Origin of the sequence: Rhodococcus sp. 5A-K4 (genome assembly GCF_046097995.1) — a bacterium.
GTDB classification, from domain to species: domain Bacteria; phylum Actinomycetota; class Actinomycetes; order Mycobacteriales; family Mycobacteriaceae; genus Rhodococcus_F; species Rhodococcus_F erythropolis.
On record NZ_JBJURM010000023.1, the window covers coordinates 57,174 to 83,674 of the forward strand.

The 26,501-nt window shown below is 62.4% G+C and carries 29 protein-coding genes; 17 read left to right on the forward strand and 12 right to left on the reverse strand.

From position 1 onward, the window contains the following. The first annotated feature begins 99 nt into the window (after nt 1–99). The 9 genes from dnaK (at nt 100) to ACKAMS_RS25390 (ending at nt 10,430) form a co-directional block, all read left to right on the forward strand. Nucleotides 100–1,953 carry a molecular chaperone DnaK gene (gene dnaK / locus ACKAMS_RS25350; protein WP_019749384.1) on the forward strand — a complete coding sequence of 618 codons (1,854 nt, stop codon included), beginning with the start codon at nt 100–102 and terminating at the stop codon, nt 1,951–1,953. Further along, entirely contained in the window at nt 1,950–2,546 is a 597-nt protein-coding gene (gene grpE, locus ACKAMS_RS25355; RefSeq protein ID WP_408989749.1) for a nucleotide exchange factor GrpE, read from the forward strand. The genes dnaK and grpE overlap by 4 nt, the downstream gene beginning before the upstream one ends. A gap of 22 nt (nt 2,547–2,568) precedes the next feature. Next, nucleotides 2,569–3,741, forward strand: a complete 1,173-nt coding sequence (gene dnaJ / locus ACKAMS_RS25360) for a molecular chaperone DnaJ (RefSeq protein ID WP_019749386.1) — start codon at nt 2,569–2,571, stop codon at nt 3,739–3,741. Continuing rightward, complete coding sequence (locus ACKAMS_RS25365) at nt 3,738–4,148, forward strand: heat shock protein transcriptional repressor HspR (protein WP_003944355.1); 411 nt, start codon at nt 3,738–3,740, stop codon at nt 4,146–4,148. The genes dnaJ and ACKAMS_RS25365 overlap by 4 nt, the downstream gene beginning before the upstream one ends. 334 nt (nt 4,149–4,482) lie before the next feature. Beyond that, nucleotides 4,483–5,697, forward strand: a complete 1,215-nt coding sequence (locus ACKAMS_RS25370; RefSeq protein ID WP_019749387.1) for an ABC transporter substrate-binding protein — start codon at nt 4,483–4,485, stop codon at nt 5,695–5,697. Continuing rightward, nucleotides 5,694–6,551 carry a branched-chain amino acid ABC transporter permease gene (locus ACKAMS_RS25375; protein ID WP_020906602.1) on the forward strand — a complete coding sequence of 286 codons (858 nt, stop codon included), beginning with the start codon at nt 5,694–5,696 and terminating at the stop codon, nt 6,549–6,551. The genes ACKAMS_RS25370 and ACKAMS_RS25375 overlap by 4 nt, the downstream gene beginning before the upstream one ends. 1 nt (nt 6,552) lies before the next feature. Next, the gene (locus ACKAMS_RS25380) at nt 6,553–8,403 is read left to right on the forward strand and encodes an ABC transporter permease subunit (protein WP_019749389.1); all 1,851 of its coding nucleotides are present in this window, start codon (nt 6,553–6,555) and stop codon (nt 8,401–8,403) included. Then, on the forward strand, nt 8,403–9,122 hold the full coding sequence (locus ACKAMS_RS25385) for an ABC transporter ATP-binding protein (protein WP_020723665.1): 720 nt from the start codon (nt 8,403–8,405) through the stop codon (nt 9,120–9,122). The genes ACKAMS_RS25380 and ACKAMS_RS25385 overlap by 1 nt, the downstream gene beginning before the upstream one ends. Before the next feature lie 132 nt (nt 9,123–9,254). Further along, entirely contained in the window at nt 9,255–10,430 is a 1,176-nt protein-coding gene (locus ACKAMS_RS25390; RefSeq protein WP_024487410.1) for an NADH:flavin oxidoreductase, read from the forward strand. A 91-nt stretch (nt 10,431–10,521) separates the two neighbouring features. Here ACKAMS_RS25390 and ACKAMS_RS25395 read toward each other — a convergent pair whose 3' ends face one another. Beyond that, nucleotides 10,522–10,983, reverse strand: coding sequence for a hypothetical protein (locus ACKAMS_RS25395; protein WP_408989750.1), 462 nt, complete (start codon nt 10,981–10,983; stop codon nt 10,522–10,524). A 176-nt stretch (nt 10,984–11,159) separates the two neighbouring features. On the opposite strand from ACKAMS_RS25395, the gene ACKAMS_RS25400 reads away from it, so the two are divergent. Then, on the forward strand, nt 11,160–11,819 hold the full coding sequence (locus ACKAMS_RS25400) for a response regulator (RefSeq protein ID WP_408989751.1): 660 nt from the start codon (nt 11,160–11,162) through the stop codon (nt 11,817–11,819). Between the two features lie 7 nt (nt 11,820–11,826). Here the strand turns inward: ACKAMS_RS25400 and ACKAMS_RS25405 are convergent, their stop codons facing one another. Beyond that, entirely contained in the window at nt 11,827–12,267 is a 441-nt protein-coding gene (locus tag ACKAMS_RS25405; protein ID WP_019749394.1) for a hypothetical protein, read from the reverse strand. A 248-nt stretch (nt 12,268–12,515) separates the two neighbouring features. Between ACKAMS_RS25405 and ACKAMS_RS25410 the strand changes: the two genes are divergently transcribed. The 4 genes from ACKAMS_RS25410 (at nt 12,516) to ACKAMS_RS25425 (ending at nt 16,155) form a co-directional block, all read left to right on the forward strand. Then, nucleotides 12,516–14,141 carry a flavin-containing monooxygenase gene (locus ACKAMS_RS25410; RefSeq protein WP_408989752.1) on the forward strand — a complete coding sequence of 542 codons (1,626 nt, stop codon included), beginning with the start codon at nt 12,516–12,518 and terminating at the stop codon, nt 14,139–14,141. Then, nucleotides 14,138–14,935, forward strand: a complete 798-nt coding sequence (locus ACKAMS_RS25415) for a mycofactocin-coupled SDR family oxidoreductase (protein ID WP_142006039.1) — start codon at nt 14,138–14,140, stop codon at nt 14,933–14,935. The genes ACKAMS_RS25410 and ACKAMS_RS25415 overlap by 4 nt, the downstream gene beginning before the upstream one ends. Before the next feature lie 4 nt (nt 14,936–14,939). Next, on the forward strand, nt 14,940–15,770 hold the full coding sequence (locus ACKAMS_RS25420; protein ID WP_020968781.1) for a mycofactocin-coupled SDR family oxidoreductase: 831 nt from the start codon (nt 14,940–14,942) through the stop codon (nt 15,768–15,770). A gap of 82 nt (nt 15,771–15,852) precedes the next feature. Further along, entirely contained in the window at nt 15,853–16,155 is a 303-nt protein-coding gene (locus ACKAMS_RS25425; RefSeq protein WP_020906608.1) for a hypothetical protein, read from the forward strand. 1 nt (nt 16,156) lies between these two features. Here the strand turns inward: ACKAMS_RS25425 and ACKAMS_RS25430 are convergent, their stop codons facing one another. From ACKAMS_RS25430 to ACKAMS_RS25440, 3 genes are all read right to left on the reverse strand, one after another. Further along, entirely contained in the window at nt 16,157–17,599 is a 1,443-nt protein-coding gene (locus ACKAMS_RS25430; RefSeq protein ID WP_408989753.1) for an FAD-dependent oxidoreductase, read from the reverse strand. 403 nt (nt 17,600–18,002) lie between these two features. Next, nucleotides 18,003–18,614 (reverse strand): AAA family ATPase, encoded by a 612-nt coding sequence (locus ACKAMS_RS25435; RefSeq protein WP_047888704.1) that lies wholly within the window; start codon nt 18,612–18,614, stop codon nt 18,003–18,005. Further along, a complete protein-coding gene (locus ACKAMS_RS25440) occupies nt 18,611–19,045 on the reverse strand; it encodes a nucleotidyltransferase domain-containing protein (RefSeq protein WP_046379814.1) in 435 nt (144 codons plus the stop codon). The genes ACKAMS_RS25435 and ACKAMS_RS25440 overlap by 4 nt, the downstream gene beginning before the upstream one ends. 92 nt (nt 19,046–19,137) lie before the next feature. On the opposite strand from ACKAMS_RS25440, the gene ACKAMS_RS25445 reads away from it, so the two are divergent. Continuing rightward, the gene (locus ACKAMS_RS25445; protein WP_021334256.1) at nt 19,138–19,338 is read left to right on the forward strand and encodes a hypothetical protein; all 201 of its coding nucleotides are present in this window, start codon (nt 19,138–19,140) and stop codon (nt 19,336–19,338) included. Further along, a complete protein-coding gene (locus ACKAMS_RS25450) occupies nt 19,335–19,820 on the forward strand; it encodes a flavodoxin family protein (protein ID WP_021334255.1) in 486 nt (161 codons plus the stop codon). Before ACKAMS_RS25445 ends, ACKAMS_RS25450 begins: the two co-directional genes overlap by 4 nt. On the opposite strand, the gene ACKAMS_RS25455 is transcribed toward ACKAMS_RS25450, so the two are convergent. The 3 genes from ACKAMS_RS25455 to ACKAMS_RS25465 form a co-directional block, all read right to left on the reverse strand. After that, nucleotides 19,793–20,038 (reverse strand): hypothetical protein, encoded by a 246-nt coding sequence (locus ACKAMS_RS25455; protein WP_020906615.1) that lies wholly within the window; start codon nt 20,036–20,038, stop codon nt 19,793–19,795. The two genes, ACKAMS_RS25450 and ACKAMS_RS25455, sit on opposite strands and share 28 nt — an antisense overlap. Then, nucleotides 20,038–20,424, reverse strand: a complete 387-nt coding sequence (locus ACKAMS_RS25460; RefSeq protein WP_020906616.1) for a nuclear transport factor 2 family protein — start codon at nt 20,422–20,424, stop codon at nt 20,038–20,040. The genes ACKAMS_RS25455 and ACKAMS_RS25460 overlap by 1 nt, the downstream gene beginning before the upstream one ends. A 115-nt stretch (nt 20,425–20,539) precedes the next feature. Beyond that, nucleotides 20,540–21,040, reverse strand: a complete 501-nt coding sequence (locus ACKAMS_RS25465) for a flavin reductase family protein (protein WP_020906617.1) — start codon at nt 21,038–21,040, stop codon at nt 20,540–20,542. Nucleotides 21,041–21,279: 239 nt separating this feature from the next. Here ACKAMS_RS25465 and ACKAMS_RS25470 point away from each other — a divergent pair, with 239 nt between their 5' ends. Beyond that, nucleotides 21,280–21,981, forward strand: coding sequence for a PadR family transcriptional regulator (locus ACKAMS_RS25470; RefSeq protein WP_020968789.1), 702 nt, complete (start codon nt 21,280–21,282; stop codon nt 21,979–21,981). Between the two features lies 1 nt (nt 21,982). On the opposite strand, the gene ACKAMS_RS25475 is transcribed toward ACKAMS_RS25470, so the two are convergent. The 4 genes from ACKAMS_RS25475 to ACKAMS_RS25490 form a co-directional block, all read right to left on the reverse strand. Then, on the reverse strand, nt 21,983–22,765 hold the full coding sequence (locus ACKAMS_RS25475; RefSeq protein WP_020968790.1) for an IclR family transcriptional regulator: 783 nt from the start codon (nt 22,763–22,765) through the stop codon (nt 21,983–21,985). A gap of 231 nt (nt 22,766–22,996) precedes the next feature. After that, the gene (bphC, locus tag ACKAMS_RS25480) at nt 22,997–23,908 is read right to left on the reverse strand and encodes a biphenyl-2,3-diol 1,2-dioxygenase (protein WP_029254739.1); all 912 of its coding nucleotides are present in this window, start codon (nt 23,906–23,908) and stop codon (nt 22,997–22,999) included. Between the two features lie 39 nt (nt 23,909–23,947). After that, nucleotides 23,948–25,129 (reverse strand): acyl-CoA dehydrogenase family protein, encoded by a 1,182-nt coding sequence (locus ACKAMS_RS25485; RefSeq protein ID WP_019749417.1) that lies wholly within the window; start codon nt 25,127–25,129, stop codon nt 23,948–23,950. Nucleotides 25,130–25,180: 51 nt separating this feature from the next. Next, nucleotides 25,181–26,377 carry a Rieske 2Fe-2S domain-containing protein gene (locus ACKAMS_RS25490; RefSeq protein ID WP_020906621.1) on the reverse strand — a complete coding sequence of 399 codons (1,197 nt, stop codon included), beginning with the start codon at nt 26,375–26,377 and terminating at the stop codon, nt 25,181–25,183. Between the last annotated feature and the right edge of the window lie 124 nt (nt 26,378–26,501).

Consider the following 26,501-nt stretch of genomic DNA (forward strand, 5'->3'; position numbering starts at 1 on the left):
CAAACTTGAGCGGAGGACGCTCACCAAGCGAAAAACTCGCGGTCATGTTCGAGATCAACCACTCGGGCAGAGAACCGCAGAACGAAAGGTAGGAACACTATGGCTCGTGCAGTCGGTATCGATCTCGGTACGACCAACTCGGTAGTTGCAGTGCTGGAGGGCGGCGAGCCCGTAGTGGTCGCCAACGCCGAAGGCTCACGTACCACCCCCTCGGTGGTCGCATTTGCCAAGAACGGCGAGGTTCTCGTCGGTCAGCCCGCGAAGAACCAGGCAGTCACGAACGTCGACCGCACCCTCCGCTCCGTCAAGCGCCACATCGGCACTGACTGGAACGTGGAAATCGACGGCAAGAAGTACACGCCGCAGGAAATCAGCGCCCGCACGCTCATGAAGCTCAAGCGTGACGCGGAGGCTTACCTCGGCGAAGACATCACCGACGCCGTCATCACCGTCCCCGCATACTTCGAGGACGCACAGCGTCAGGCAACCAAGGAAGCCGGCCAGATCGCCGGCCTCAACGTCCTTCGTATCGTCAACGAGCCCACCGCGGCTGCACTGGCATACGGACTGGACAAGGGTGACACCGAGCAGACCATTCTGGTCTTCGACCTCGGTGGCGGCACCTTCGACGTCTCCCTGCTCGAAATCGGCGACGGCGTCGTCGAGGTTCGCGCAACCTCCGGTGACAACCACCTCGGTGGCGACGACTGGGACGAGCGCGTCGTCGCTTGGCTGGTCGACAAGTTCAAGGCTCAGAACGGCATCGATCTGACCAAGGACAAGATGGCCCTGCAGCGTCTGCGTGAGGCTGCGGAGAAGGCGAAGATCGAGCTCTCCAGCTCGCAGAGCACCTCCATCAACCTCCCGTACATCACGGTCGACGCGGACAAGAACCCGCTCTTCCTGGACGAGCAGCTCTCCCGCAGCGAGTTCCAGAAGATCACCTCGGACCTGCTCGATCGCACCCGTGCGCCGTTCCAGGCAGTGATCAAGGACAGCGGAATCGCCGTCAAGGACATCGACCATGTCGTGCTCGTCGGTGGCTCCACCCGTATGCCGGCAGTCTCCGATCTGGTTCGTGAACTGACCGGTGGCCGTGAGCCCAACAAGGGTGTCAACCCGGACGAGGTCGTCGCAGTCGGCGCCGCACTCCAGGCCGGCGTGCTCAAGGGCGAGGTCAAGGACGTTCTGCTCCTCGACGTCACGCCGCTTTCCCTCGGTATCGAAACCAAGGGTGGCGTGATGACCAAGCTCATCGAGCGCAACACCACCATCCCCACGAAGCGTTCCGAGACCTTCACCACCGCTGACGACAATCAGCCTTCGGTGCAGATCCAGGTCTTCCAGGGTGAGCGCGAAATCGCTTCGCACAACAAGCTGCTCGGCTCCTTCGAGCTCACCGATCTGCCGCCCGCCCCGCGTGGCGTTCCGCAGATCGAGGTCACCTTCGACATCGACGCCAACGGCATCGTGCACGTGACGGCGAAGGACAAGGGCACCGGCAAGGAAAACACGATCAAGATCCAGGACGGCTCCGGTCTGTCCAAGGAAGAGATCGAGCGCATGGTCAAGGACGCCGAGGCTCACGCCGAGGAAGACAAGGCACGTCGCGAAGAGGCAGAGGTCCGCAACCAGGCCGAGTCGCTGGTCCACCAGACGGAGAAGTTCGTCAAGGAGCAGCGTGAAGGTGAGAACGCGGGCAAGGTCTCCGAGGAGATCCTGACCAAGGTCGAGGCAGCGGTCAAGGACGTCAACGACGCCCTGGCAGGCACCGACATCGCTGCAGTGAAGACCGCAGTGGAGAAGCTGGGCACCGAGTCGCAGGCTCTGGGCCAGGCCATCTACGAGGCTTCCGCTGCAAACGAGGCCGGAAACACCGACGGCGCAGGCAATGACGACGACGTCGTCGACGCCGAGGTTGTCGACGAGCCCACCGACTCGGACAAGAAGTGACCTCGGACAACTCCGAGAACAACCCGGTCGACCCCGAGACCGGTGCACAGGGAGAGGCGGCGGGGGAATCCCTGCCGCCGCTCGACTCGGAAGACACAGGGGTAGTTCAGGAAGCAGAGTCGATCGTGGAGGAAGCATCCGCCACCGATCAGCTCGCCGAACGAACTGCGGATCTGCAGCGACTTCAGGCGGAGTTCACCAACTACCGTCGTCGCGTCGAGCGTGACAAGCAGGTCATCAAGGAAACCGCGCGCGCTTCGGTCATCACCGAACTCATCGGAATCCTCGACGACCTGGATCGCGCTCGGGCACACGGTGACCTCGAATCAGGTCCACTGCGTGCACTCGCGGACAAGCTCAACACGACCCTGACGGGTCTGGGTTTGACCGACTTCGGTAACGAGGGCGACGATTTCGATCCCGCACTCCACGAAGCGGTGCAGCATGAAGGCGAAGGCGACGACCCCGTACTCGGGACGGTCATGCGCAAGGGTTACAAGCTCGGCGACCGGGTCCTTCGGACCGCAATGGTGGCCGTGACGGACCGGGTAGGCGACAAGCCTGCAGACGGTTCAGAACAAGAAGCGAAGTAAGAGTGAGAGGAGGAGACGCCCAGTGAGTCAACGGGAGTGGATCGAGAAGGACTTCTACAAGGAGCTGGGCGTCTCGTCCACCGCGACGGCCGACGAAATCAAGAAGGCGTATCGCAAGCTGGCCCGGGATCTTCATCCCGACGCCAACCCTGACGATGCGAAGGCCGAAGAGCGTTTCAAGTCCGTCAGTGAAGCTCATGCCGTTCTGTCTGATCCGGACAAGCGCAAGGAGTACGACGAGGCCAGGCGCCTCTTTGCCAGCGGAGGCTTCGGTCCTCGTGCGCAAGGTGGCGGTGGATTCAACCCCGGAGCTGGTGGTTTCGACATCAACGACCTGTTCGGCGGCGGTGCCGGCGGGCAGGACTCGGGTCTCGGAGACATCTTCGGCGGATTGTTCAATCGCGGGGGAGCGGGCCAGCGCACAGCTGCGCCCAACCGACCGCGTCGAGGCAAGGACCTCGAGACCGAGACGACGCTCGCCTTCCGCGAAGCGGCGCTCGGTGTCACCGTCCCACTTCGTCTGACCAGCCCGACGTCGTGCACCACGTGTCACGGCAGCGGCGCAAAGCCGGGCACCAGCCCGCGAGTGTGCCCGCATTGCAACGGAACCGGCGTGGTCAGCCGCAACCAGGGCGCATTCGGATTCAGTGAGCCGTGTGACGACTGCCGGGGAACCGGCTCGATCATCGACTCGCCTTGCGAGGACTGCCACGGTAGCGGCGTCACCAACCGGACACGGACCATCACGGTTCGCGTGCCGGCAGGCGTGAGCGACGGTCAGAAAATCAGACTCAAGGGCAAGGGCGAAGCGGGTCTCCGCGGAGCTCCGGCGGGTGACCTGTTCGTCAACATCCGCGTCAAGCCGGACAATGTCTTCGGCCGTAACGGCGACGATCTGACGCTGACGGTTCCGGTGAGCTACGGCGAACTGGTGCTCGGGACGACACTGTCCGTGCCGACCCTGGACGGCCGTGTCGGAGTGAAGGTTCCGGCCGGAACGGTGGACGGACGCATTCTGCGAGTTCGCGGACGCGGCATCCCCAAGCGTCCCGAGGGGGCAGGCGACCTTCTGGTCACCGTCAAGGTATCCGTCCCGCAGAAGTTGGACGACCCGGCGATCGAAGCGCTGAAGACCTATCTCGAAGCCGAGAAGGCGAGCGGGTTCGATCCACGGGCCGGGTGGGCCGGTGCATGATGACCGAACGACCGCAGAATCAATGGGATGCGACGGTCGATCCTGACGCCCAGATCTTCGTGATCTCGGTGGCAGCCGAGTTGGCCGGCATGCATGCGCAGACCTTGCGTAACTACGATCGACTCGGTTTGGTCACCCCTCACCGAACCACTGGTGGCGGACGACGCTACTCCCCGCGTGATGTTGCGCTTCTGCGTGAAGTGCAACGGCTTTCGCAGGACGAGGGCGTCAACCTCGCCGGAATCAAACGGATCATCGAACTGACCAACCAGGTCGAGGCTCTGCAGCATCGCGTCCGCGAACTGGCCGAGGAAATCGCGAAAGTCCATGCGGGCTATCGCCGGGACCTCGTTCCGATCCCACGCAACAACGCGTTGGTGGTTTGGAAGCCACGAAACCAGCGATAGTTCAGACCTTTACGCAAACGGCTCCACGCCCTGCTCGGATTCACCTCATCGAATCCCGCAGGGCGTGGGGCCGTTTTGGCGTTTCCACCCAGCGGGAATCGGTCTGTCGAGGCCGCCCGAATATGCATAGCGTCCGCTTCCATGACTCCTCTTTTGTGCGTTTGACGTTATCCAGATCACATTCTATGCTCCAACCCAAGCAACTGCTTGCTAGATCATCAAGCGGGTGCTTGGTTGGCTGGTGCTCGAAATCAGGCGTTCCCACCGGCCGATCCTTCTTTCGTCAGGTATTCGCCTGACGTTCGGTGCATACATGTGTTCTAGGAGTGCAGACATGAATCGTCGGCCCATTCTTGTTGCGGCAGTTGCCGTGACGGCTCTGGCTCTCGCGGGGTGTAGTGGTTCTTCGGAGTCCGAAGGTGGCGCGGATTCGCCGTACCGCGTCCTGCTGACCGGCGGGATCAGTGCGCAGGGTGTTCTCGCGGCGAACTCGCAGACTTCCCTGCTGGCCACGAAGGCCGGCGTTCAGGTCCAGAACGAGGCCGGGGGCATCGGCGGCCGTCAGATCGAGCTCACCACTGTCGATGACGCGGGTGATGCAACCATCGCCGTCACCAAGCTGCGCGAAGCCATCAACTCGGGGAACAAGCCTGACCTCTACCTCAACTCGGGTCCTTCGTCGATCGCGGCTGCGGTTCTCCCGATCCTCAAGCAGAACAACATCCTCTCGCTGAGCATGGCGCCTTCTCCCGATTCCACGGACCCCTCGAAGTTCCCGCTGAACTTCGACCTGGCTCCGGGCGCGACCGACACCGCTCGCGGCATCTCCGAGTATGCAAAAACCAAGGGCTACAGCAGCGTCGGAGTCCTGCACGGTAGTACCGCTTACGGTGAACTCTTCGGCGAGGAGATGACCGGTGCGCTCGAGAAGGTCGGTCTGAAGGCTGCCGGCAACGAAGAGTACGACGCCGCTGCTCTGGACATGACGGCGCAGTTGCAGTCCCTCAAGAATGCCGGTGCAACGGCAATCGCGTTGGACGCGTACGGCGCCCCGCTCGGATACGTGTTGCAGAGCCTGGAGCGACTCGGCTGGGACGTGCCGTTGATCGGCAACACGTCGGTCTCTGCCACCAACCTCATCGCCAATGATCCGCCCGCCGGTGTGCTCGGCACCCCGCAGGTGAAGAACCTGGTGACGCAGGTGTTCACCAGCACGGTGTTCGATCCGAACAACGCGCTCGTCAACACGATGGTGGACACGATGGCGTCGCTGGGCTCGATCCCGTCGACGCTGATCCTCGCGGACAACTACGACGCATTCCCCCTCGTCGCCGCAGCAGCGGAGAAGGTCGGCAGTTCGACCGATCCGAAGAAGCTCGCCGAAGCACTGGAAACCGCAGAGGTTCAGGAGAATGCCAAGACCGCATTCCTCTCGCGCTACAACTTCAGCTCTGACAACCACGGCCCGAACCCGGATACCAGTGAGCTGAAGTTCATCAGCCCGACGAAGATCCTCAACGGTCAGTTCGGAAACCCGGCTGCGTCATGACCATTCTGTGGTCCGGATTGGCGCTCGGCGCGGTCTACGTGCTGGTTGCCATCGGGTACAACATCGTTTTCGTTTCCTCCAACACTTTCAACTTCGCTCAAGCTCAGCTGATGATGGTGGGCACTTTCGTCGCCTACACGGGTCTCGTAACCCTGAAACTTCCCGTTCTCGTGGTGGCCGTCATGGCAACCGTGACCGTGATGCTCCTCGCCTCGGTCGAGGAGATCGTCGCGATCAGACCGGTGGCCGATCACCAGAACCAGCTGGTCACCACGCTTGGCGTTGCCACTCTGCTCAATGGTGCAACTCAATTGATTTGGGGTAGTGAACCTCTCACGGTTCCGTTCTTCGGATCGAACGAACCGATCACCCTACTCGGCGGCCGTACCTACCCGGTAGAGATCGCTCTGCTTGTTGCGGCTATTGCACTGGTCATCGGGTTGAGTTACGTCTCGAAGAAGACCATGACGGGTCTGGCTCTGATCGGCATCTCCGAGGATCGTGAAGCGGCGATGCTGCGAGGAGTCAATGTACGACGGTTGGCGCTGGGTGCGTTTGCCTTCTCGGGTGCGTTGGCCGGTGTCCTCGGACTCCTTGTCGGCCCCAAGACGTTTGCAGTTGCGACGTTGGGTGCCGCGCTGGCCCTCAAGGGATTCGTGGCGTTGGCGATCGGCGGGTTCGGCTCTCTGCCAGGTGCTTTGATCGGCGGCCTGACCGTCGGCCTGGTGGAATCGTTCACCGCCCTGTGGGCGGGAAGTCAGTACAGCAATATCGCCGTCTTCACGGTGCTGATCGTCATCTTGATGGTCAAACCTGCCGGCTTGTTCGGCAACGTCCGAGAACGGGTGGTGTGAAATGGTAAGCGCGTGGCGGACTTTCCGTTCCCTTCCGAGCTGGATCATCCCGCTGGTCCTGGCGGTAGTGATCTTGCTGCTGCCCGTGATGGGGCTCGACCTGTCGACATCACGGCAGATTCAATTGGCCTGCATCCTGGCACTTGTGGTCAGCGGCCTGAACCTGAGCCTCGGCTTTGCCGGTGAACTGGCGCTCGGCCAGGCCGCGATGTACGCGGCGGGTGCATACACCGCGGGTCTGATGTCCCAGGCCGGTCACACCGACATCCTGGTCCAGCTCGCTGCGGCCGGTGCCGTGGCATTGGGCGTCGGCATCTTGACTGGCGTTCCCGGTCTGCGACTGGGCAACTGGTCCCTGGCGATGACGTCGTTCTTCCTGGTGCTGCTCGTGCCGGACGTACTGGCGATCTTCGGCGGCAAGACCGGCGGCCGAAACGGCCTCACCGGTATGGAGCCGCCGACGCTCTTCGGCTCCGAACTCGACACCCAGCAGTACTACATGGTGGTTGTCGTGGTGACCGTCCTCTGGTTCGCGGTGATGCGCAACCTGGTGGTCTCGCGTCACGGCATCGCGTTCCGCACGCTCAAGCAGTCGCCGGTGCTGGCGTCGTCGCAGGGTGTGTCGGTGTTCCGGATGAAACTGCTCGGCTATGCGATCGGTGCGTTCCCGGCCGGTCTGGCGGGTGCGTTGTTCGCCAATACCGACCTGTTCATCTCGCCGGAAGCCTTCGGGTTCACCTTTGCCACAGCGGTTCTGGCGGCATCCATTCTGGGCGGTGCGGCAAGTGTGTACGGCGCCGTAGTCGGTGCCGCGATCATGCAGCTCGGCCCCAACCAGTCGACGGCATTTCAGGAATACTCGCTGATCTTCTACGGGGGCTTCCTGATCATCGGCGGTGTGTTGCTCTCGGGTGGTCTGACCAAGGTCGGGCGAGCGATCGTCTCGAAACTCGATCGCAGGGCCGGCCTGGGCGTAGTCACCGCAAAGGAAAACAGCGGCGGAACACCGGAGCTGGCGCCGATCAACGGCGCACGGTTGGTGGTCGACGGAGTGTCCAAGGCATTCGGTGGCAACCAGGCGCTCAATGCGGCAACCCTGACCGCAGAGGCAGGTAAGGTCACCGCGTTGATCGGGCCAAACGGTTCGGGTAAGACGACCATGCTCAACATGATCTGCGGGTTCTACACCGCGGACGCCGGCGTGATCACAATCGGCGACACGGTGGTCTCGCAGTCGTCGCCGCACAAGGTGGCGCGCGTGGGTGTGGCGCGGACGTTCCAAACTCCGACGATTCCGGAGAACATCACGGTTCTGGAAGCTGTTGCATCCGGACGGTATTCGGTGCACCGCGCGTCGATGGCGTCGGCTGTGCTTCGCCTGCCCAGCTTCCGCAGGATCGCGAAGGCCGACATCGTCGAGGCCGAGCGTGTTCTCGAGCTCGTGGGGATGTCGCACCTGCGCAACGAGATCGCGACGTCGCTGCCCCTGGGGATGCGTCGCATGCTCGAAGTTGCTCGCGCCGTCATCGCCGAGCCGAGGGTCGTACTCTTCGACGAGGTTGCGTCCGGACTCGACGAGGACGAACTCGAACGCCTGGCGGACCTGATCCGGGTACTGCGTGATGCCGGGGCCACAGTGGTGTTGGTGGAGCACAACTTCCGCCTCGTGCTCTCGCTGGCCGACGAGATCGTGGTGCTGGCGCAGGGGCAGGTGATCGCCACCGGCGATGCGGCGACGATCGAACATCACCCGCGCGTGTTGAGCGAATACCTCGGAGTCAAGTCCGGTGATGAGGATGCGCTGCTCGAAGAAATCGGCGCGGTAGACCATCAGACCAGCGAGGTGAAGTGATGGAACCGATTCTGAAGGTCCGTAACCTGCAGACCGGGTACGGCGATCTGCGCGTCGTCTGGGATGTCTCGTTCGACGTCTATCCCGGTCAGGTGACAGCCCTGCTCGGGCGCAACGGTGCAGGCAAGACGAGCACGCTCCGTGCTCTGTCCGGCCTCAACAAGGTGGCCTCTGGAACCGTCGAAATGGACGGTGCCGACATCACCGGAGTTCCCGCGCACAAGCGGGTGCGGCAGGGTATGGCGTACGTGCAGGAGGGTAAGCGGGTCTTTCACAAGCAGACCGTCGAGCAGAACCTTCTGCTGGGCGGGTACACCCGCAAGGCAAAGCGCGGCGAGCTGATGGAATCCGTCGAGTCCATGTACGAGATGTTCCCGATCCTGGGGGAGAAGCGTGCGCTTCCCGCCGGTTCCATGTCGGGCGGTCAGCAGCAGATGCTCGCGATCGGCGCAGCGCTGATGGCGCAGCCGCGGTTGCTCCTTCTCGACGAACCGTCGGGCGGGCTGGCTCCGGTGATCGTCGGTGAGGTGATGGACCGCGTCCAGCAGCTCAAGGAAACCGGCCTGGCTGTTCTGCTGGTGGAGCAGGCAGTGGAGGCCGCGATGAGCGTCGCCGATCACGTGACGGTCCTCGACATCGGCAAGGTGGTCCTCGACGCCGACGCCAAGGACATCGACGACCTGGCAGTGCTCAAGGACGCGTACTTCGGACGCATCTGATCTGCAGCGATGTCACTTCAGCCCGGCCACCTCGGCCGGGCTGAAGTTGTTTTCCCGCTCCGTGGCACGGGGGCTGGCCAGCTCTGGACCATCGATCTACCGTCCAGCAAACAACCCCTGCGAGAGGCAAACTTGATGACTGCTCCCGACGTGCTCGCCCCGGCAAAGCTGGGCCCGGTGACCTTGCGAAATCGAATCATCAAGTCCGCGACATTCGAAGGCAAAACTCCCGACGCCCTGGTCACCGACGAGCTGATCGAGTTCCATCGCCGCCCGGCAGCCGGCGGAGTCGGGATGTCCACCGTCGCGTATTGCGCCGTCGCACCGGAAGGGCGCACCGAATACGGCCAGCTGTGGATGCGGCCCGATGCCCTCCCCGGACTGCGACGACTCACCGATGCCATTCACGCCGAAGGGGCAGCGGCATCGGCGCAGCTCGGGCACGCCGGCCCCGTCGCGAATCAGAAGTCGACCGGACTGCCTGCGCTGGCACCGTCGAGTTCGTTCAATCCGTTGAGCATGAGGATGATTCGCACTGCCACCACAGCGGACATCACCAGAATTGCGGCAGCGCACGGGAGCGCTGCGCGACTTGCCGTCGAGGCAGGATTCGACGCCGTCGAGATCCACTTCGGCCACAACTATTTCGCGAGCTCGTTCCTGAGTCCGAAACTGAACCGTCGTAAGGATTCTTACGGCGGATCGCTCGAGAATCGGGCTCGCGTCGTACTCGAAACTGCGCGCAGTGTGCGCGATGCAGTCGGCGACAAGATCGCGATCTTGGCCAAGCTGAACATGGACGACGGTGTGCCAGGCGGATTCTGGGTGGACGAAGCAATCCAGGTGGCGCAGTGGCTCGAGGCATCCGGAAGTGTCGATGCGCTCGAGTTGACGATGGGTAGCTCACTGCTCAACCCGATGTACCTGTTCAAGGGTGATGCGCCGATCCGCGAGTTTGCCGCCGCGATGCCGCAGCCTGTTCGGCTCGGTGTGCAGTTGGTGGGCAAGAGCATGTTGCATGCCTATCCGTACAAGCCGCTGTTCATGCTGGAAGAGGCTCGGCAGATCCGTGCTGCGGTGAAGCTGCCGCTCGTGCTGCTCGGCGGTGTCACGGACAAAGCGGGCATGGATACCGCAATGGCGGAAGGGTTCGAGTTCGTCGCCATGGCACGGGCACTGCTCAGAGAACCGGATCTGATCAATCGGATCGCAGCCGAATCCGATACCCAATCACTGTGCATCCACTGCAACAAGTGCATGCCTACGATCTTCAGTGGTGCCCGCTGCGTGTTGGTCGAACGCGTCTGAGTTGGTCAGCGCACACCACGTCCCGACATCCATGCGGATACCGGGTCGTGGGCCGTAGCGGATCAAGTTCGTGGTTGCTTCAACGCTCGTTTCAGTTCTGCGTGAAGACGTCGTAGGAGGCGTTCATCGTGGGGTAGCCGGTAGCCATGTAGTCGGTGAGGATGACGTGCGTCGGGTCACCGATGATGCGGGTCCCGTCGAGGGTGGGGTTGCCGGCGTAGTTGTTGGCCGCCATGACGGTCTGGACTCCGTCGGCCACGTGGTAGGTGACGTCGACACCGATGCCGCGCGGATCGCTGCTGTAGGCGGTGACGATTTCGGTCGTGTGCGGAGCCAGGTAGGAGCGGGGGCCGTTGATCCACTGTCCGTAGGGGTTGGACGCGCTGTCCAGCAGCATCGGGTTGTCGGTGTTGTTGGTGATGGTCATGGCAACCGTCGGGCCGTCCGTCGGCATGGTGCCGGCGTTGGCGACCGCCGCGGTTCCCAGTGCGGTTCCGCCGAGAGCGAGGGCGATTGCGGTGACTGCTACGAAGCGAGTGGTGTTGGTACGCATGATGTCTGCTCCTGGGCTGGTGTGTGGTTGCCGTTCTCGGCGATGAATCAATCTTGTCGCGAATCAGGGCTGCTGTATGTCCGCCGACGGGGCCGTGGCGGGGTTGAATCGCGTGTCCCCCGATCGGGGGAGGCGCAAGTGCTCGCATTGCTGGTACGGGCGTGAGAAAGTGAGCAATGCGAGAAGGCACGAAGCCGGTGGTCGGCAAGGTTTCCGTGGTGGTCGGCGACGATCACCCGTTGTTTCGTGAGGGCGTGGTTCGGGCCCTGACCGGCAGTGACCGCATCGACGTTCTGGGCGAGGCCGACGACGGCGCAGCTGCGCTCGCAATGATTCGGGAATTACGCCCGAACGTGGCGCTGATCGATTTCCGGATGCCCCACCTGGACGGGACCCATGTGGCAGCAGCAGTGGTTCGAGACGAGTTGCCGACCAGGGTGCTCCTGCTCAGTGCTCACGACGAATCGTCCGTCGTGTATCAGGCTCTGCAGGCGGGTGCTGCCGGATTCCTGCCGAAGGAATCCACCCGGGCCGAGATCGTGAACGCCGTGCTCGACTGCGCCGCGGGCCGAGATGTGTTGCCGCCCAGCATCGCTGCCGGACTGGTGGGAGAGGTGCGTCGCCGTAGCGAGCCGTCCGGCCCGACTCTCAGCGCCCGTGAGCGTGAAGTCCTCGGATTGATCGCACAGGGCGCCAGTATCCCCACCATCGCCTCCCAGCTCTTTCTTGCGCCTTCGACCGTCAAAACCCACGTGCAGCGCCTCTACGAGAAACTTGGAGTCAACGATCGAGGCGCCGCCGTCGCCGCCGCGATGCGGCAGGGTCTGTTGGAGTGAACGGGAGTCACCGCAGTACGTACGTGACGTTCATGGCCGGGTAACCCGAGGTCATCGTCACCGTGACGTCGTGGCCGTCGGGGGCATACGTTCCGCCGGCATCTGCCCTGGTCTTCGAGTTGGTGGCGCTGAAGACAAACACTCCACCGTCGTCGGAGCGGTACGTGAGCACGACGGGGAAGTCGTTCTGATTCTTGCTCGTGGCGACCACGTTGACGTTCATGTTCGGGAGGATGTAGTCGGCCGGCGGGACGATCCAGTCGCCGTTCGGGTTGGATGCGTCGACCAGATACAGGGCCCCGAAGCCCGAATTGCTGATCATCGCCGTCGTGACGGAAGTGTCGGTTATCGACTTCACAGCGTTCGCACCGGCGGCGCGGGCAACCAGAGCTGCCATGCTGAGGCCGGAGAAGGAAATTGCTTCGGGTCGAATTGTGTTGGTAGCCATGATGTTTCTCCTCGATTTGTCGGTCTCGGTGACCGTGTGTTTCGGTGATGAGACAACTATGGCCCCGAAATCCCTTCGGGTCTGTCCACCTACGGGTCCGAGTGCTGGATGACATCGGTGTCCCCCGATCGGTGGACACCAACGCTCTCCACTGCCGTAGCCCACCCAGTGTCATGGGGTGGAGGCTCCGCCCACCCAGCGGGAGAACCCGTTCCTCTACCAACCAGTCCACTCGTAGCGTGACCACCATGACCGATCCTGACTTCTCCACCGCACCACTCGACGTCGTAGTCATCGGCGCCGGCGTCGCTGGCATGTACGCCATGCACCGACTTCGCGAGCAGGGGCTGCGTGTCCACGGCTTCGAGGCGGGCTCCGGAGTGGGCGGCACGTGGTATTTCAACCGCTACCCCGGCGCACGCTGTGACGTCGAGAGTTTCGACTACTCCTACTCGTTCTCCGAAGAGCTGCAACAGGATTGGGACTGGAGCGAGAAGTACGCCGCGCAACCGGAGATCCTCTCGTACCTCGATCACGTGGCTGATCGCTTCGACCTACGCACTGGCTTCACCTTCGACACACGCGTTCTGAGCGCACAGTTCGACGAGGGTACTGCCACGTGGCGAGTACAGACCGACGGCGGTCACGACGTCACCTCACGCTTCGTCGTGTGCGCCACGGGCAGCCTCTCGACCGCAAACGTTCCGAACATTGCGGGCCGTGAGAGCTTCGGTGGCGATGTGTTCCACACCGGTTTCTGGCCGCACGAGGGCGTCGACTTCACCGGCAAACGAGTCGGCGTGATCGGTACCGGATCTTCGGGCATCCAGTCCATTCCGCTGATCGCCGAGCAGGCCGATCATCTCTACGTGTTCCAGCGGTCCGCGAATTACAGTGTGCCGGCAGGAAACACGCCTCTCGATGACAAGCGCCGCGCCGAGATCAAGGCCGGCTACGCAAAGCGTCGAGCGCTGTCCAAGCGCAGTGGCGGTGGATCGCCGTTCGTTTCGGATCCTCGCAGCGCCCTCGAGGTCTCGGAGGCCGAGAGAAACGCGGCATACGAGGAGCGGTGGAAGCTCGGCGGTGTCCTGTTCGCCAAGACCTTCGCAGACCAGACGAGCAACATCGAGGCCAATGGGACAGCGGCAGCGTTTGCCGAACGCAAGATTCGCTCGGAAGTCCAGGATCAGGCGATCGCCGACCTGCTCATTCCGAACGACCACCCCATCGGAACCAAGCGGATTGTCACGGACACGAACTACTACCAGAGCTACAACCGTGACAACGTCAGCCTGGTAGATCTCAAGTCCGCACCGATCGAGGCGATCGACGAGGCTGGAATCAAGACGGCCGATGCTCACTACGAACTGGATGCGCTGGTGTTTGCCACCGGGTTCGACGCGATGACGGGAGCGCTCGATCGCATCGACATCCGCGGCCGCAATGGCGAGACGTTGCGCGAGAACTGGCATGCGGGTCCAAGGACGTATCTAGGCCTCGGAGTACACGGGTTCCCCAACCTGTTCATCGTCACCGGGCCGGGTAGCCCGAGTGTGCTGTCCAACATGATTCTCGCTGCCGAGCAGCACGTGGACTGGATCGCGGGCGCGATCAACCACCTCGATTCGGCGGGCATCGACACCATCGAACCGAGTGCCGAAGCCGTGGACAACTGGCTCGACGAATGCTCACGCCGGGCGTCGGCGACGCTGTTTCCATCCGCGAACTCCTGGTACATGGGAGCCAACATTCCGGGAAAACCGAGGATATTCATGCCATTCATCGGAGGATTCGGTGTCTACTCCGACATCTGTGCAGACGTGGCAGCAGCGGGATACCGAGGCTTCGAACTGAACAGTGCGGTGCACGCATGAGTCGCCTCGAGGGTCTTCGTGTACTGGTGACAGGTGCGGCCGGCGGGATGGGCCGCTCACACTGCGAGCGTCTCGCCGACGAAGGCGCGTCCGTGATCGCGTTGGATGTCGTGCAGGCAAAGTCCGAGCTGGAGGAGACCGCCCAGGCGGTACGCGAGCGTGGAGGCGTGGCGGTCACCGGCGTCGCGGACATTCGTGACTTCGAAGATCTCGCCGCGGTAGTCGCCGATTGTGTCGCCGAACTCGGCGGGTTGGACGTCGTCGTCGCGAATGCAGGCGTGTACGACACGCCGGGACCGTCGTGGACCGTCGATCCTGCAGTGTGGAACCGCTCGCTCGACGTCAATCTGACCGGGGCGTGGCACACCGTCAAGGCCTGTGTTCCGCACTTCGGCGACGGTGGATCGGTCGTTCTGGTCAGCTCGACAGCGGGAATCAAAGGTATTGCCGGAGCGAGTCATTACAGCGCCGCCAAGCACGCCGTGGTGGGCCTGGCCAGAACGCTGGCCAACGAGTTGGGCGCGGAGGGTATTCGCGTCAACTCCGTGCATCCGGGTTCGGTACGTACCCCGATGATCATCAACGAGCGAGTGTTCGCGAACCTGTGCCCGGACATCGAGAATCCCACGGAAGCAGACGCCGCTGCAGTACTGAGCGCACGCAACCTGTTACCTGTTCCCTGGGTCGATCCGGTGGATGTCAGCAATGCCGTCCTGTTTCTCGCATCCGCGGAGTCCCGCTACATGACCGGCTGTCAGTTGGTGGTCGACGCCGGCCTGACCCAGAAAGTGTGAATTGATGACTTCTCGATTGGAAGGCAAGATCGCGCTGATCACGGGTGCGGCTCGAGGAATCGGCCGGGCTCAGGCCGTGCGATTCGCCGAAGAGGGTGCGGACATCATCGCGATCGACGTGTGCGCGTCGGTGGAAACGACAGTCACCCCGCCCGCGTCGGAATCCGATCTCGCCGAGACGGTAGCCCAGATCGAGGCACTGGGGCGAAAGGTCGAATCTGCGGTAGTGGACGTTCGGGATCTCGAGGCGCTACGCAGCGCGGTGGACTCGGGGGTCGAAGCGCTCGGCGGACTCGACATCGTGTGCGCTACAGCCGGTATCACGTCTTCCGACGGGGCTCTGACGATGTCGGAAACGATGTGGCAGACCATGCTGGACGTGAACCTGACCGGGGTGTGGCACACCACGACGGTTGCGGCGCCGCACTTGATCGCGCGAGGTGGGGGATCGATGACACTCACCAGTTCCATCGCCGGACTGCGGGGGCTGGTCGGAGTTGCGCACTACACCGCAGCCAAGCATGGAGTCGTTGGTCTGATGCGTTCGCTGGCAAAGGAATTGGCGCCGCACAACGTGCGGGTCAACACCGTTCATCCCACCAACGTCGACACTCTGATGATTCAGAACCCGTTGGTGCGCGGCAAGTTCCGCCCCGATCTCGAGAACCCGACGCGCGAGGAATTCGCTGCGGCGGCGATGACGATGAACATGCTTGCCATTCCGTGGATCGAACCGGTGGACGTAGCGAATGCGGCACTGTTCCTGTCCTCCGACGAGGCCCGTTACATCACGTCGGTCGCCCTGCCGGTGGATGCGGGGAGTTCGTCCCGCTGAAGTTTGGAATAGCTGAGGTTTGTCGCGCTGGGTTTCGCCACGGTGTGTAGCGTCGGTTTCACCTAACCGAAAGGCGCACACCGTGGCGGAACGACGCTATCTGGAAGTCACCGTCGGGACCAACATCGTCATGGTCCTCGACCACCGCACGGTGGAGGTCTTCGACCGCACCGCCGCGAGCACGAGCGAAGTGGCTCGCTGGCATGTCGAACACATTGCAGTGAAGGCGAAACCGTCGAAATCGGGATTGAAGCTCACCATTGGAAACCGGCTCGCCGACGACTCCATCGCGGTAGCGGGTCCACGGGCATCGCTCACCGTTCCGCCGGAGAACGAAGCCGCCGTCGTCGCGTTCTTCGACGAGGTCAAGGCCGCTCGTACGTGACTCAGTCGCCCGCTGTCGCGCGCGCGGCAGCATGGGCGCCGGCAACACGACCGAACGCGAAGGCGTCGGCAATATGGAATCCACCGTCCTTCGCCGCGCTGTAGGTGGAACTCACTGCGCCCGCCGCATACAGCCCCGGAATCGGGCTACCGGCGGTGTCGAGGACGCGGGAATGACCGTCGCGGCGCGGCCCACCGCTACTCCATCCCAGCAGCGGTGGCCCGGAGACGGCGTAGAACGGAGCGGTTGCCACCGGGGCCAAAGTTTCCGGGTTGCGGCCGAAGGAATGGTCTACGCCGTCCGCGCACGCCTCGTTGTAGCGGTGCACGCTCGTTTCCACGACGGTGGGGTCCAAGCCGAGCTTCCCGGCGAGTTCGGCAAGCGTGTCCGCTTTGACGATCCAACCCTTGTCGATCTCGGCTTGATTGTCCGAACTCCACTCGTACCCTTCGTCGAGGACCATGTGTCCGACGGGCAGTACGTCGCGACCGGGGCTCAGCTGCCCGGCCAACCTCATCGTCTCGTCGAACACTATGTTCATCGGTTGCACCGGAAAGTGTTGGTAGGAACCCTCTCTGAACACATGACCGTGCCGCATTTCGGCTGACTCGTCGGTGAAGCGTCGAGCTTCCCGGCTGAGGAATACATAGTTGTGCGCGTTCCACAGTGAGAGGAAGAATCCAGTCGGATTTTCGAGGTCGCCGGGGATTCCCGTAATGGTCATCATGTTGTTCATGTGCCACAGATCTGCGCCCACTGCCTGTGCCATCCGGTGGCCGTCACCTGTTGCCGAAGGTGAGCCCCAGATCTTCGGATTCTCCAGGCGTAGGTAATCGCGCACCATGGCCGGATTTGCTTCGAAACCTCCGGTGGCAAGGATGACACCTCGGCGCGCATGGATCTGCGAAGTTTGTTCACCCGAACGGATCTCGACTCCGGTCACCGCTCCGGATTCATCCGTCAAGAGTCTGGTGGCTTCGGTGTCGAAAAGAGTTGTGATGCCGCGTTCAGCGAGAGCGGAAACGAGGAAGCGGTAGAGAAGTTCATTGCCCATCTTCCCTTCGATGGTATCCATCCCTGCGTAACAAGAACTTCCGTCGAGTTCGCCGTACTCCGCCGTGGAATGGAAATCGCCGGTCATCGCTACAGTTGCACCCAGACTGCGGAGCCAGTCGGACAGTCCTTGCGTATTCTCTGCCCAGGCGTCGATGACGTCGTCGGCAACGGTGAACGTTCCGTTCAACGAACGCAGGAAGGTGCGGGCGGCGGCAGGGTCCTGGTTGACGAACCATCCACTGCCGGACAGTCGAGTGTTGCCGCCCGCGGTATCGCGTCCACTCTTCTCCAGAATCACCACCGACGCGCCGTCAGCGTGTGCTTGGAGTGCTGCGGCGGATCCGGCAGCGCCCGATCCGATGACAATGACATCGACGTTGTTGTCCATGTCACAAAGCTATGGTCGGATGGTGGCGCCTCATACGTGCCTTCCCGGTGAGCGAGAGAAGGCCTGTTCCGGACATTCCCTGAGGATCAGTGGGTGCCCATCAAGTACTCAGCTGTTGGGTCTCGACTTGAATAGCTGGACCGCACTGAGTGTTGCGACAATCGGCCAACACACAACGGCGATCCATACACTGGTTGAACGCTCGCCTTGAACGAGATCGTAAATTGCGAGGGCAGTCAGCAGAATCCCGATCCCGAATGCGATCCAGTTCAGAGTTCTGATGCGGGAGGCAGTTGGTGACGTCATTGAGAAACCCTACGCGACTTCTCGCGACCGTTCGGGAGAATTCCCAGGCAGGGAGGGATGGCGGAATACGAGTATCGCTCGCGATCTCGACGCGATATCAGGAGTGGATGCGCGGCATGCCCGGGTCGGAGTTGTCGATGACGCAGTCGGCTCGGGTCCAGGGTTTTGCAGCGGCGAAGTAAAGCCGTTGCCCGCCCACATATCTGTTCATCGAAGGATGATCCGGATCCGCGTTCGTTCCGTCGCGAAGGTTCATTCGCCGCGCGGTCTCCTCGAAGGGCACGTCGAGAAAGATCGAATAGTCCCATCGTTCGGCGAGTTCGTCTCGATGCAGGAAGAGTCCTTCGACAAGGACTATCGCTCCATCGGCTGCATGCAGGTACGCGTCGCTGTCCCGCCGTTGTCGGTACCTTCTGCTCCCGCCCGGCCCCAACGGATCGAGAACATGTCGTTCGAGCGCGTCGTAGTCGTAGCTGTCGAGCCAGAAGCCTTCCGGTGATTGCCGACCTCTACGATGACGAATCTCCGGCGGATTCAGAAAGTCGTCGACGTGAATCACGATGGCTTTGCGTGCATTCAGCTGCGCTGTAAGGCTTTTCGCGAATGTCGTCTTGCCGCTCCCATCGACACCGTCGATCGCGACGAGAGGCGAGCCGCGCAACGCGGATATTTCGGCGGCTAAGGTTTCGAAGACCGACGCGGTGCTCATCGATCAATTCCTACAGCACTCGCAGCGACACGAAGAGGCCCCGTGTCGTACAGGATTCGGTGACCGTCTTCGAGAACACGTCGAGTGCCCGCGTCGAGCGGAACGTCCGCCCAGCTCTCGCTCGCGAAATTCAGCTCGACGAGGAGGCCGGACCGTAGGCGGAAGCGTCGTTCTCGAACTGGCCCCCAGTTTGCGGCTCTGATGAATCGCGCGTCGGGGCGGAGCCGCACGAACCAGTCTTCATTTGCGAGCGCGTTCGCGTCGTCGGCCAGGATCATCAGATCAAGATCACTCGCCATACGCTCCGCGCCGCGCGCGTAGGACCCGACCAGCGCTACAGCTTTGACGTCATCGTGCTCAGCGGCCCATCGTTCGACGTCGACGAGCAAAGCGTTGACCGCGCGCCTGCGTCCTTTCAATCGTGCTGACATACCGGCATCATTCCCCACCGTCACGGCTGTCAGTAGCTTCGCTGGTACCTCTATCCTGGAACTGTCAGTGATGAACCAGGGGAGGGATGCGTATGTCCAAGGAAGTATCGGCAGGTCTGGCTGTTGGTGCGATGGTCCTTGTTGCAGGCTTGATCTGGACTGGGTTTCCGCTCGACGCATATTCGGTTGTCGCCGTGATTTTTGCAATCTGCGGGGGATTCATCACCTGGATCTACCTGCGCGAGAACGTAGATGGCGTCCCACACACAGCGACGAAAGAAGGCAGTCGATGAAGGCAATCATCGTGTGTACCTCTGTCTCCCATGGCAATACGAAGCGTATCGCCGACGTCATCGGAGAAGTTCTCGATGCTCGCGTGGTCGAGCCCGGTGACATCGACGCCGCGCAGCTCGCTGACTACGACCTGGTGGGCTTCGGCTCCGGCATCTACCTACGCTCGTACCACGAAGATCTACGCTCGTTCGTCGAGGCACTCCCCGAAGAACGGCGATCCAAGGCTTTTGTCTTCGCCACCAGTGGTTTTCCCGACAAGGGGATTCATCGCTTCTCGCGTCCACTGGTTCAGCTGCTCGAGCAGAAGGGCTTCGATGTGGTCGCAGCCTTCTCGTCCCGTGCGTGGGATACGTATTTTCCGTTCAAGCCGTTCGGCGGTATCCGGAAGGGGCGGCCGAACGCCGACGACTTGGAATCGGCGCGCACGTTCGCCGAAGTCCTACGCGGAAGCGTTCAGGACAGCTTGCCCGGCACCGGGTAGCTGCGCAGGCTCATCTCCAATTCACCGGCGTCGGCAAGGTCGTTGATCGTCTGACGCAGAGCGCCACACGTCCGCTGAGCGTTGGCTCGACCGTTCTCACGCCCCAGTTCCGGGCACACCACTTGCGACTCTTCGAGCCATTGGACGCTGGTGTGCGCTTCGCTGTATTTCTCGACCAGAACGCGGTTTCCGCAGTTCCGACAGCTGACCTGACGCATCAGCGTGCAATCAGATCGGCCGGTGACCAGAACGCGCGCATGCTCGTGATCTTGGCGTCCGCGTCGAAAGTCATGACGTCGATCGGTTCGACCTCGTAGACCTGATCGCCCACCGGTGTGACGACGCGGAAGTGGAAGGCCGCGCTGGATCCGCTCACCCGCAAGGTGAGAAGCTCCGTCTCTTGCGAACCGCCCTCGAGAGCGCCGTAGAACTCGGTGATCGCAGCTTTGCCGACACGGGGTTCGCTGCCGACCGGGTCTTCGAGTGTCGCGTTCTCGGCGTAGAGGGCGGCGATGTCCGCTGACGATCCGCGAGCCACGGCGTCGAGGTAGGTGGTAACCGTCGCCGTGATCGCGGCCGTGGTGTCTGGTTCGAGAGTGGTCATCGAGTTAGTCCGATCAGTCGAGAAGTTCAGGGTCTGACAACTACTTCGGACGCTATCGGTGCCGTCTCGATTCGGCGTCGCAATCTCCCACGCAGCGGGACGGCCCGCAAGAAATTCAGGCGTCGAAGCGTCCGAAGCCGCCGCGGTAGAACAGAAGCGGACCGTCGTGGCGCAGCACGTTCAGATCGGTGATGCGTGCGACGACGATGGTGTGATCACCGGCGTCGTGCTCCTGCTCGACGGTGGCCTCGATGCGAGCGAGTGCGCCGCTGAGCGCCGGAGCACCGTTGCCGGCCGCGTCCCACTCGACGCCGAGGAACTTGTCGGTCCCGCCGCGAGCGAACGCCGAACACATGTCCTGCTGATCGTGGGCGAGAACATTGATGCAGAGAGTTCCGGATTCGCGAAGCTTCGGCCAACTTGTCGACGTCTTCGCCGGGCAGAACGAAAGCAACGGGGGATCGAGCGATACCGAGACCAGAGACTGGCAGGTGAAGCCGAGGGGTGAGTCTCCATCGTGAGCGGTGATGACGGTGACGCCAGTGCAGAAATTGCTCATCACGTTGCGAAGTGTGCGTCCGTCCAGAACTGGCGGCTCGGCGTTTTCCACGGTCATGTCGTCTCCTTGTTCAAATCTCTGTTCAAAACTCTGCAAACAGCTTCAGAAGCAACGATGTGTGGCGCCGCGGTCGTAATCCAGCGGCAGTCCCACTCAATGGCAGCAATGGCTTCTCGCCACGGGTTCGGACCGACCGAGTGTCAGGTGGAGGGGTCTCGGGCAAATTTGATCCCGCTCAGCGGTCCGTTCGGATTCTACGAAACCAGCAAATCACCAGTGATTGTTAGACTTCGGGCATGTCCGAACCTGATGACGTGTCCCGAGGACTTCCCGCTACCAGCTGGGCAGTGCTCGGGATGCTGACGTTCGGGGAGGAACTGACCGGAAACGATTTGAAGAAGTGGGCCGACTGGAGTGTCGGCTTCTTCTACTGGAGCCCGTCCATCAGCCAGGTTTACGCAGAGCTGAAGAAGCTCGAAAGCATCGGATTCGTGGAGTCCCGGGTCGTCTCCGAGCCCGGGGTGCGGGGCAAGCGCCTCTACTCGATCACCCAATCAGGAACCGACGCAGTCCGGACGTGGTCACGGGAGGCGCCGGTGGAAGTCCCGGTGCTCAAGCACGGCGTGATGTTGCGTCTGTGGATGGGACACCTCAACGAACCCGAGCGACTGAAGGCACTGGTCGAAGCCCATATCGCCAACGTCGAAGAGCAGATTCGACGCGCGAAACTCCACGCAGATCATGCCGAGAACGAGCCGGCCTGGTCGTTCCCGGTCATGACACTGCGCTGGTCGGAACGGTACTTCCGAGCCGAGATCGACCTTGCTCGCGAACTACTCGAAGACATCGACCGTGCATCCGCCGAGTTCGCGAACGTCGCCGAGCACGACCGACTGGGATCGCCGTTGCCCTCGACGCCTGGCAGATGGAAGAACGTCGAGGAGTACGTGTTGGCGCTCGAGCAAGCCGGTCTCACCGGCAACGGCTCGAATATCTGAGTCAGGCCCCGGCTGCGGTGGGCATGTTGCGCAGCAGGTGACGACGCTGCAACGTCGGAGTGACGCTCAGCGATCCGCCGTCGATGCCACGCCAAATGGCAGCGGCCGCCATCCGAACCGGCGCTGCGCTGACGTGGTCGAGTCGGAGAGCCTTCGACGGCGCGCAGATGGATACCGCGGCAACAGCGCGGCCGATGGGGCCGATCGGTGCCGCAAGACAGCTGAATCCCGGTAGGCCGTTTCCGGTTTCGAATGCCACCCCTGATTCGCGAATCCTGGCGAGGTGGGGCAGTGCGTAGCCCGAGGACTTCGGCGAACCGAATGCAAGCAGTGCCTGACCGATCGCGGTGGTCTCGGCCCGGCGTCGACCACCCACACGCGTCGGCACCGCGGCAGCGAGGCGTCCGCCGATCTTCTCCATGTAGACCACATCGGGCCCGTCGAGGATGCCGAGGTGAACCACGAAGCCGGTGACGCGGTAGAGCTCGTGGAGGAGCGGCATGGCTGCAGCGTGGAGGCGGTCTTGATGAACCGCGAGCGATCCCAGTTCGACGAGGCGCATACCGAGTTCGTAGTCGCGGCCGTCGCGGCGCAGCCAACGCATCGAGACGAGACGTTCGAGCATGCGGTGGGCAGACGAGCGTGGCAGGCCTGTGCTCCGAACGACCTGAGCGAGCGTCAACCTGCCGGGACCGTCGAAGGCGTCGAGAACCAGCGAGACGCGATCGAGAATTGCTGTCGGGGCCGAATCGGCGCCTAAAGCATCCACAGCCTGCAGTGTCATCGTGTACCTCACTTCTCTTAGAGCTCCACAACCAGTGAACTGGCTATTTCAATTAGAAATAGTGTCATAGAGTTCTGGATTTGTGAAGTGGATCACCGGTCTGTTTTCGGGCGCGTCACGGTGGAAACGACGAAGGGGCTTGCGCGAATGCTCGCGCAAGCCCCTTCGTCGGTTCACTACCGGCGGGTACTACATCGTCACCGGCAGGTACTACATCGTCGCCGACAGGTACTACATAGCTGCCAGCGGTTCGCTTCCGGACCAGTCGTGGCCCCAGTAGCTGTCAGCGGTGATCTCCTCGGAGGAGTACGAGTCCTGATCCACCTTCGCGCCCTCGGTGCCGAACTCGATGTCCCAGCCGCCGGGTGCGCGGACGTAGAAGGAGATCATCTTGTCGTTGGTGTGGCGACCCAGGGTCGACGACACGGAGAATCCGTCCTTCATCACGCGGTCGAGAGCCTGGCCGACAGCGTCGAGGGTGTCGACCTCGACCATGATGTGAATCAGGCCGGGTGCGCCGCCGTGCGGTGCCGGGCACAGGGCCAAGCTGTGGTGACGCTCGTTGACGCCCATGAAACGGATTCGCAGCGGCCCGAATTCGGGCGGGGCCGGCAGGCGGAAGGCGCCGCGCGGGTAGAAGCCGAGCACCTCGGTGTAGAAGTCGAAGCTCGCGGCACTGTCCATCACCGGGAGCACGACGTGGCCGAGACCCTGCGCGCCGGTGACGAATCGAGCGCCGAAGGGCGTCACCACGGGGCTGTGGTCGAGGATCGCTCCGTGGAAGACCTCGATGGCTGCTCCACCGGGATCGGTGAAGGCGATGACCTCTTCGACCCGTCGAGCGTCCGCTTCGGCGAGCGAAAGCTGCTCCACCTCGGTGCCGTTCTTTTCGAGGGCCTCCTGAACGCGGCGCAGTGCGGCGTGATCGGCGACCTCCCAACCGATGTTGACGATCTCGTCGCGCTCACCCTCGACGACGACGATGCGAGCAGCACGCTCGTCGAGCCGTAGGTAGAGAGCGTTCTCGTCCGGCCCACTGCCCTTGGCGAATCCGAGAACATCGAAAGCGAAAGTGCGCCAACGTGCCATGTCGTTGGTCGAGATCTTGACGTAGCCAAGTCCCTTGATGTCAGTGTGTGTCATCGTGTTCTGTTCCTGTCGATTTCTTGTGTCGAAGTCTGATCAGATCATCGCCCGCAGCGGACCCTGCGGATCTGCGCCGAGACGGCTCAGTGAGGCGGCGTGGAATACGGTGCCCGGCACGTGAATTGCGTGGTGCTGTCCCGCGTGAGCGTCGCGCCAGAATCGCTGAAGCGGCTTGTCCATCCGCAGTGCGTTGCCGCCGCAGCGCGGGTAGACCTGATCGATCGCGTTGATTGCGCGCCACGCTGCCTGCACCTGAGTCTGACGTCCCTCGGCGCGCTGCTCGAAGGTCACTTCCTTGCCGGCATCCACTCGATCCCACATGCGGTCGACGTTGGCCAGCAGGGTGTCGCGGGCTGCCCGGATGTCGGCAGTTGCCTGACCGATGGCGAACAAGGTGTACGGGTCGTCCTTGACCGCCGTGCCCTGTGCGTTGATGCGATCGGCCTGGTACTCGTTGGCGTGGAAGAGCATTCCCTCGCAGATGCCGATCGTGGCGGCGGTGATACCGAGGGGGAACATGTTCGACCACGGCATCAGGTACAGCGTCTCGGTGCGCCCGTACTTGCGCACCGCCGTTCCGTCGATGACCTCGTCGCAGTCCATGACGCGGTAATCGGGGACGTACGCATCCTTGACCACGAGGTCCTTGGAGCCGGTGCCGCGAAGTCCCATGACATCCCACGAGTCTTCGATGATCTCGTAGTCGGTGCGCGGAATGATCACATGGAGCATGCGCGGCGGCATCTCCATGTTGCCGTCCTTGTCGCACGCCATCGCACCGAGGAAAGCCCAGTCGCAATGGTCGGTGCCGGAAGAGAACTGCCAGCGGCCGGAGAACTTGTAGCCGCCGTCGGTGGGGATACACATTCCGCCGGGCATGTACGGCGATGCCATCCAGGTGTCGGGATCCGATCCCCAGATCTCCTGCTGCACCTTGGGATCCGCGAACGCGAGCTGCCACGGGTGAACTCCGACGATCCCGTGTACCCAGCCGGCCGAGGGATTGAGCGAAGCCATGCGCATCACGGTCTCGGCGAACTCGCGAGGATGCGCCTCCATTCCGCCGTGTTCCTTGGGTTGGAGCATGCGGATGGAACCGATTGCCTTCATCTTCTTGGCGGTGTCGTCGGCCACCCGGCCGATCCGCTCGGCCTCGATGCCTTCGGCGAAGATGTCGTCGGCCATCGCGTTGATCTGTTCGAGCACTTCGTACGTCATGTTGTTCCTTGCGTTCAGTCAGGTTGTCTCAGCAGTGTTTTCGACTGCGAATCAGGAGGTTGTCTCGAGCGCCTGGGCGTCACGTGCGGCAACGTTTTCGGCGACTTCCCGCTTCCAGCTCTCCACTGCACGGGTAGTGTCGATCTCGAATTCGAAGCGCTTCGTCATGTCTTCCGTGACGTTCTCGACATCGGTGTAGAACTGGTTGTACCAGCGCCGCAACTGGTAAACCGGGCCGTCCTCCTCCGAGAGCAGCGGGTTGTCGATCGGGGCCTTGTTCTTCCAGATCTCCACGTCCTGAAGGAATCCCATCTCGACGCCCTCGGTGAACTGCGCGGCCATCGCGGCAGTGGACTCGTCGTCCATACCGGGAAGCTTCTTGACCATCGCGCCGTACTGCAACACGAAGGCATTGTTCGAGATGGGGTAGTGGCAGTTGATCAATACAGTTTCGATGATCTGCCCGTTGGCTTCGCTCTTGATCCAGTCGATCATGTACGACGGACCGAAATACGAAGCATCCGAACGAAGAACAGCGTTGGGATCGCCGTAGTTGGTGCCGCTGATGATGTCCTCGCGTCCCACCGATTCCATGTACTGGCTCGCTACGTGACCTTCGAAGATGTTCTTGAAGTACTTGGGGAACGAGTAGTGAACGTAGAAGAAGTGGGCCATGTCCACGACGTTGTCCACGATCTCGCGGCAATGAGAGCCTTCGATGGTGAGCGTGTTCCAGCTCCAGTCGCTCCACTCATCGCTTCCGAAGCCCTCGATGTCGGGAATTGTGACCTCGGCGGGCGGGGGATTCCCCTGGGGATCGTGCCAGACGAACAGCTGACCGTTCTTCTCGAGTGTGGTCCACGCCCGCGTCTTGGCCAGCGGCGGAACGCGTCGTGCGTAGGGGATCGCCGTACATTTTCCGTTACCGCCCCAACGCCAGTCGTGGAACGGGCAGGCGATCGAATCGCCCTTGACGGTTCCGTGAGCGAGGTTGCCACCCATGTGGCGGCAGTAGGCGTCGAGAATCTTGATGTCGCCCTTGCTGTCGGCGAAGACGACAAGGCTGGTGCCGAATGCCTCGATCTGGTGGGGCTGACCGTCGCGATAGGTATTGCTCAGTCCGAGGCAGTGCCATCCACGCGCGAACCGCGCCGGGGGCGCTGCCGCTTCGATTTCTCGAATTTCCTCGCCGGCGCCCGACTGCGTCGAGGCGTCCGTAGTGGTGAGTGGGCCGGTTCCGAGTGCCATGTCTTCCTCCGAGCCGCGTCTTGCGACGCTCCAGTGATGTGATCCGTCTCATACAACGACGAAGCGTCCTCTGGAGATACGGCAGTTCCCGCTGGATGGAACACCCGCTCGGTGACCTGCAGAG

Coding starts and splice junctions, on each gene's coding strand:
- ACKAMS_RS25395 (WP_408989750.1), bottom strand. CDS start 10,983: ATGCGTACCAACACCACTCGCTTCGTAGCAGTCACCGCAATCGCCCTC.
- ACKAMS_RS25445 (WP_021334256.1), top strand. CDS start 19,138: ATGTCCAAGGAAGTATCGGCAGGTCTGGCTGTTGGTGCGATGGTCCTT.
- ACKAMS_RS25405 (WP_019749394.1), bottom strand. CDS start 12,267: ATGGCTACCAACACAATTCGACCCGAAGCAATTTCCTTCTCCGGCCTC.
- ACKAMS_RS25435 (WP_047888704.1), bottom strand. CDS start 18,614: ATGAGCACCGCGTCGGTCTTCGAAACCTTAGCCGCCGAAATATCCGCG.
- ACKAMS_RS25365 (WP_003944355.1), top strand. CDS start 3,738: ATGATGACCGAACGACCGCAGAATCAATGGGATGCGACGGTCGATCCT.
- ACKAMS_RS25465 (WP_020906617.1), bottom strand. CDS start 21,040: ATGACCGTGGAAAACGCCGAGCCGCCAGTTCTGGACGGACGCACACTT.
- ACKAMS_RS25370 (WP_019749387.1), top strand. CDS start 4,483: ATGAATCGTCGGCCCATTCTTGTTGCGGCAGTTGCCGTGACGGCTCTG.
- ACKAMS_RS25420 (WP_020968781.1), top strand. CDS start 14,940: ATGACTTCTCGATTGGAAGGCAAGATCGCGCTGATCACGGGTGCGGCT.
- ACKAMS_RS25400 (WP_408989751.1), top strand. CDS start 11,160: ATGCGAGAAGGCACGAAGCCGGTGGTCGGCAAGGTTTCCGTGGTGGTC.
- ACKAMS_RS25415 (WP_142006039.1), top strand. CDS start 14,138: ATGAGTCGCCTCGAGGGTCTTCGTGTACTGGTGACAGGTGCGGCCGGC.
- ACKAMS_RS25385 (WP_020723665.1), top strand. CDS start 8,403: ATGGAACCGATTCTGAAGGTCCGTAACCTGCAGACCGGGTACGGCGAT.
- ACKAMS_RS25380 (WP_019749389.1), top strand. CDS start 6,553: ATGGTAAGCGCGTGGCGGACTTTCCGTTCCCTTCCGAGCTGGATCATC.
- ACKAMS_RS25485 (WP_019749417.1), bottom strand. CDS start 25,129: ATGACGTACGAAGTGCTCGAACAGATCAACGCGATGGCCGACGACATC.
- ACKAMS_RS25470 (WP_020968789.1), top strand. CDS start 21,280: ATGTCCGAACCTGATGACGTGTCCCGAGGACTTCCCGCTACCAGCTGG.
- dnaK (WP_019749384.1), top strand. CDS start 100: ATGGCTCGTGCAGTCGGTATCGATCTCGGTACGACCAACTCGGTAGTT.
- ACKAMS_RS25475 (WP_020968790.1), bottom strand. CDS start 22,765: ATGACACTGCAGGCTGTGGATGCTTTAGGCGCCGATTCGGCCCCGACA.
- ACKAMS_RS25460 (WP_020906616.1), bottom strand. CDS start 20,424: ATGACCACTCTCGAACCAGACACCACGGCCGCGATCACGGCGACGGTT.
- ACKAMS_RS25430 (WP_408989753.1), bottom strand. CDS start 17,599: ATGGACAACAACGTCGATGTCATTGTCATCGGATCGGGCGCTGCCGGA.
- ACKAMS_RS25455 (WP_020906615.1), bottom strand. CDS start 20,038: ATGCGTCAGGTCAGCTGTCGGAACTGCGGAAACCGCGTTCTGGTCGAG.
- ACKAMS_RS25375 (WP_020906602.1), top strand. CDS start 5,694: ATGACCATTCTGTGGTCCGGATTGGCGCTCGGCGCGGTCTACGTGCTG.
- ACKAMS_RS25490 (WP_020906621.1), bottom strand. CDS start 26,377: ATGGCACTCGGAACCGGCCCACTCACCACTACGGACGCCTCGACGCAG.
- ACKAMS_RS25410 (WP_408989752.1), top strand. CDS start 12,516: ATGACCGATCCTGACTTCTCCACCGCACCACTCGACGTCGTAGTCATC.
- ACKAMS_RS25450 (WP_021334255.1), top strand. CDS start 19,335: ATGAAGGCAATCATCGTGTGTACCTCTGTCTCCCATGGCAATACGAAG.
- bphC (WP_029254739.1), bottom strand. CDS start 23,908: ATGACACACACTGACATCAAGGGACTTGGCTACGTCAAGATCTCGACC.
- ACKAMS_RS25440 (WP_046379814.1), bottom strand. CDS start 19,045: ATGTCAGCACGATTGAAAGGACGCAGGCGCGCGGTCAACGCTTTGCTC.